5 protein-coding genes are annotated in these 3,964 nt (G+C 71.7%); 1 reads left to right on the forward strand and 4 read right to left on the reverse strand.

Features of this window, described 5'->3' with window-relative positions:
* Window positions 1–113 precede the first annotated feature (113 nt).
* The 3 genes from AOK18_RS14220 to AOK18_RS14230 form a co-directional block, all read right to left on the reverse strand.
* Window positions 114–320 (reverse strand): DUF397 domain-containing protein, encoded by a 207-nt coding sequence (locus AOK18_RS14220; protein WP_055575051.1) that lies wholly within the window; start codon window positions 318–320, stop codon window positions 114–116.
* Window positions 320–1,147, reverse strand: a complete 828-nt coding sequence (locus AOK18_RS14225) for a helix-turn-helix domain-containing protein (RefSeq protein ID WP_055694591.1) — start codon at window positions 1,145–1,147, stop codon at window positions 320–322. Before AOK18_RS14225 ends, AOK18_RS14220 begins: the two co-directional genes overlap by 1 nt.
* 137 nt (window positions 1,148–1,284) lie before the next feature.
* Window positions 1,285–2,169: a helix-turn-helix transcriptional regulator gene (locus AOK18_RS14230; protein WP_055694592.1), complete on the reverse strand. Its 885-nt coding sequence runs from the start codon at window positions 2,167–2,169 to the stop codon at window positions 1,285–1,287.
* Window positions 2,170–2,311: 142 nt separating this feature from the next.
* Between AOK18_RS14230 and AOK18_RS14235 the strand changes: the two genes are divergently transcribed.
* Entirely contained in the window at window positions 2,312–3,217 is a 906-nt protein-coding gene (locus tag AOK18_RS14235; RefSeq protein WP_055694593.1) for an oxidoreductase, read from the forward strand.
* A gap of 95 nt (window positions 3,218–3,312) precedes the next feature.
* Here AOK18_RS14235 and AOK18_RS14240 read toward each other — a convergent pair.
* Window positions 3,313–3,964, reverse strand: a 652-nt coding sequence (locus tag AOK18_RS14240) for an MBL fold metallo-hydrolase (protein WP_055694594.1), incomplete at its 5' end; no start/stop codon positions are given.

The raw sequence follows: 3,964 nt of genomic DNA on the forward strand, positions 1-3,964 counted from the left end.
CCTCCGGAGCGGCCACCGGCCTTTACCGCCGGTGGCCGCTCCGGAGGCGGCCGATGCGGCCGCTCGCCGCCTCCAGGTCCTCCGCCCGAGGGGAGGACGCGGAGGCGGCCGGGTCATCGCCGTCCGGAGGCGTACGGCAGGAAGGCGGCCCACTGCTGGGGGGCGAAGGCGAGGCGGGGGCCGTGTATGTGCTTCGAGTCGCGGACGTGGATGGTTCCGGGGGTGGAGGCGACCTCGACGCACTCGGGGCCGTCGTTCGTGCTGTAGCTGCTCTTGACCCACTCCAGCGCGGAACCGTTCCCGGACGGGCGGTTGGTCATCAGGTCTCTCCCAGCACTTTCTCGATGAAGGCCAGCGACTCACGGGGCGTGAGGGCCTGGGATCGGATGATGCCATAGCGGATTTCGAGGACTTGGATCTCTTTGGGGTCGGAGATCAGCCGATTGATCAACTGGACCTCGATGTGGCCCACGGTGATCCCCTCCTTCAGCCGCAGCAGTTGCAGCGCCCCTGCGAGTCCGGCGTGGTCCTCACGATCCGTGGGCAGCACCTGGATCTCCACGTTCCGCCGCCGACCGACCTGCAAGAGGTGCTCGAGCTGCTTCCGCATCACCATTCTGCCCCCGAGCGGGCGGCGCAGCGTCACCTCTTCCTGGACAAAGCTGAAGACGGGAGCAGACTGCTGGTCGAAGATCTTCTGCCGCGCCAAGCGGGCCTCGACGAGCCCGTCCACATGATCCTCGGTGTACGGGGGTCGCCGCATGCCATAGATGGCCCGTGCGTACTCCGGCGTCTGGAGCAAGCCGTGCACGACGTGATTCGCGTAGGCGCACAGCTCGACCGCCTCGTCCTCCAGCTTGGCCAAGTCCCGCACCTTCTTCGGGAACCGCGCCTTCTCCACATCGTTCTTCAGCCCCGCGATCAGACTGCCCGCGTCCAGCACCCGGTCCGCCGCTTCGAGGAAGGACTCCGTCGGCGCCCGTCGTCCGCGCTCGACGGACGACACCTGCTCCTCGCTGTACCTGATGGCCGCCCCGAGACCGGCCTGGGTCATGCCCTCCCGCTCCCGGCACATCTTGATGACCCGTCCGACGGTCCGCAGAACGGCCGCCGACTCCTCGTCCGCGCCGTAAGGTTCCACGTTCATGCCCCACACCTCCCTGTGTCGCCCGTGTTCAACTCGCCACCGGTGCCGGGCGTCACGCGTCGCGGCCCGGACAGGGCGGTACAGCGTCCGTACGGCGGTGCCGCGTACCGACGGTGCGGTGTGAGGGCGCCCCGGGCTCAGCGTGAGGTGGCCGGCGGCGTGCCCTTCCCGTTCGAGCGGGTCGCGCGCAACGCTGCCAGGAGGTGCAGCCGGTCCGCGTCGGCGCTGCCCGGCTCGGCGGTGAAGACCAGCATGACCGGGCCGGGCCGGCCGGGCAGCGGATAGGTGTCCCAGTCCAGGACGAGGTCGCCGACCTCGGGGACCCGGAAGGTCTTGGTGCCGCTGACCGAGGCCCGTACGTCGTGCCGGGCCCACAGCCGCCGGAACTCGGCGCTGCGGATGCTCAGCTCGCCGATGATCGCGGTGGCGCGCGGATGGGTGGGGTCGGTGGCGACGGCGGCGCGCATCATGCCGATGTACTCCAGGGCCTGCCGCTCCCGGTCCGGGCAGTTCCGCTCGCCGGTCATCGTGTCGTCGAACAGCAGGAGGAGCATGTTGAGCCGGTCGGGCGGGTAGCTGTCCGGACTGCCGAGCAGTGCCTCCGCCATCGGGTTCCAGGCGAGCAGGTCGAGGTGCCGGCCGAGTACGACCGCCGGGGTGTCCATGACCCGCAGCAGCCGCCGGGTGCTGTCGGGCACCCTCTCCGGACCGTGCTCCACCCGGGCGGGCACGGGGCGGCGGGCGGCACGGGCCAGGGTGAACAGGTGGCGGCGTTCCGCGTCGTCGAGGTTGAGCGCGCCGGCGAGCGCGTCCAGGACGTCGTCGGAGGGGCGTACCTCCCGGCCCTGTTCCATCCGCTGGTAGTAGTCGGTGCTCAACCCGGCCAGCAGGGCCAGCTCTTCGCGCCGCAGCCCGGTGACCTTGCGCCGGCCGCCCGGCTCCAGGCCGACGTCGTGCGGGCGCAGCCTGTCGCGCCGGGCGCGCAGGAAATCACCGAACTCACGGGCGTACGGATGGGTCATGTCCCCAGTGTGTTCCCCCGCCGGGCGTCCGGGGTAGGTCCCGCAGACCTAGGGAAACCGGAACGACCGAACCGGCCCGCACCGCTCCTAACGTCGTCGGTCCACCCCCTCCACCCCCCGCCGACACCCTCAGGAGCAGCAGATGGCCGGATGGACCGCCGACCGCATCCCCGACCAGCAGGGCAGGACCGCCGTCGTGACCGGTGCGAACTCGGGTCTCGGCCTGGTCACCGCCACCGAGCTGGCCCGCCGCGGCGCTCACGTCGTGCTCGCGGTCCGTGACGTCGCCGCCGGTGAGGAGGCCGCCCGCCGGATCGGCGGTGACGTCGAGGTGCGCGAGCTGGACCTGGCCTCGCTCGATTCCGTCCGTGCGTTCGCCGCGCAGTCGGCCGCCGACCTTCCGGTGGTCGACCTGCTGGTCAACAACGCCGGCCTGGTGCTGCTCGGCCCGCGCCGCACCACCGCCGACGGCTTCGAGCTGCACATCGGCACCAACATGCTGGGGCATTTCGCCCTGACCGGCCTGCTGCTCGACAGGCTGGCGGCGGCGAGGGAACCCCGGGTGGTCGGTCTCAGCTCGATCACCCACAAGAACGCGCACCTCGACTTCGACGACCTGATGTCCGAGCGTGACTACGGGGCCTCTTCCGCCTACGGCCGGTCCAAGCTCGCCACCACGGTCTTCGGCATCGAGCTGGACCGGCGCCTGCGCGCCGCGGGATCACCGATCGTCAGCACACTGGCCCACCCCGGTCTCACCCGCACCAACCTGACTCCGCGTGCCTGGGAGCACCGCGGCCGGCTCGGGCGGGTGATCGCGCGGGCCGGCCTGCTGCTCACGCAGCCGGTGGAGCAGGGCGCGCTGCCCCAGTTGCGCGCCGCGACCGACCCCGGTGCGCGGGGCGGCCAGTTCTTCGGGCCGTCCGGATTCGGGGAGACGCGCGGCCGGGTCACCGAGGCCCGGCTCAGCCGGGAGGCGGCCGATCCGGCCGTCGGCAGGCGGCTCTGGGCGGCGGCCGAGGAACTGACGGGCGTCAGCTACCTGTGAGCCGCCGACCGGAGAGGCCCGCGCGCCGGACGGTGTGGTGCGAGGTCGTCCTGGGGTGGGGCGCCGAGGGCCCCGCCGGGCCGCCGATGCGGTGGTCAGGTGCGGGAGAAGGGCGCCCAGCCGGAGATCTCGAACCCGGCGCCCCTGCGCCGGATCTCGAAGGCGCCGTGGCCGGGCAGGTGAGCGGGCAGCACGAGGGCGTTGTGGTCGGCGGCGTAGGCGTACATCCGTGCCCGGCTGGCGCGGGCGGCGTCCTCGTCCTCCTCGAAGCAGCTGTTGAGGTGGGGCTCGGGGACCTGGATCGCACCGTGCAGCAGGTCACCGGCGAAGACCGCGCGGTCGCCCCCGGACTCGAGGTGGACGACCGAGGAACCCGGAGTGTGCCCGGGTGCCGGTTGGAGCCGGAGGTTGGCGTCGATGACGTGGGAGTCGTCCCAGGTCCTGACGAGCCCGGCATCGATCACCGGGTCGATGCTGTCCTCGTAGACGTTCTGGTTCCCCCGGCCGAACCTGGTGCGGGGCAGGTTCTCCGGATGCCAGTACTCGACGTCGGGCCGCGGCATGAGGTAGGTCGCGTTCGGGAAGGTGGGCACCCAGTCGCGTCCGTCGAGCCGGGTGTTCCAGCCGACGTGGTCGTCGTGCAGATGGGTGTTGACGACGAGATCGACCTCCTCCGGCTCGACGGACGCGACTGGGTGCCCACCTTCCCGAACGCGACCTACCTCATGCCGCGGCCCGACGTCGAGT

Origin of the sequence: Streptomyces prasinopilosus (assembly GCF_001419695.1) — a bacterium.
Lineage (GTDB): Bacteria > Actinomycetota > Actinomycetes > Streptomycetales > Streptomycetaceae > Streptomyces > Streptomyces prasinopilosus.

Bases quoted from the DNA above. Each gene is read 5' to 3' on its own strand.
- AOK18_RS14220 (WP_055575051.1), bottom strand. From the start codon at position 320: ATGACCAACCGCCCGTCCGGGAACGGTTCCGCGCTGGAGTGGGTCAAG.
- AOK18_RS14225 (WP_055694591.1), bottom strand. From the start codon at position 1,147: ATGAACGTGGAACCTTACGGCGCGGACGAGGAGTCGGCGGCCGTTCTG.
- AOK18_RS14230 (WP_055694592.1), bottom strand. From the start codon at position 2,169: ATGACCCATCCGTACGCCCGTGAGTTCGGTGATTTCCTGCGCGCCCGG.
- AOK18_RS14235 (WP_055694593.1), top strand. From the start codon at position 2,312: ATGGCCGGATGGACCGCCGACCGCATCCCCGACCAGCAGGGCAGGACC.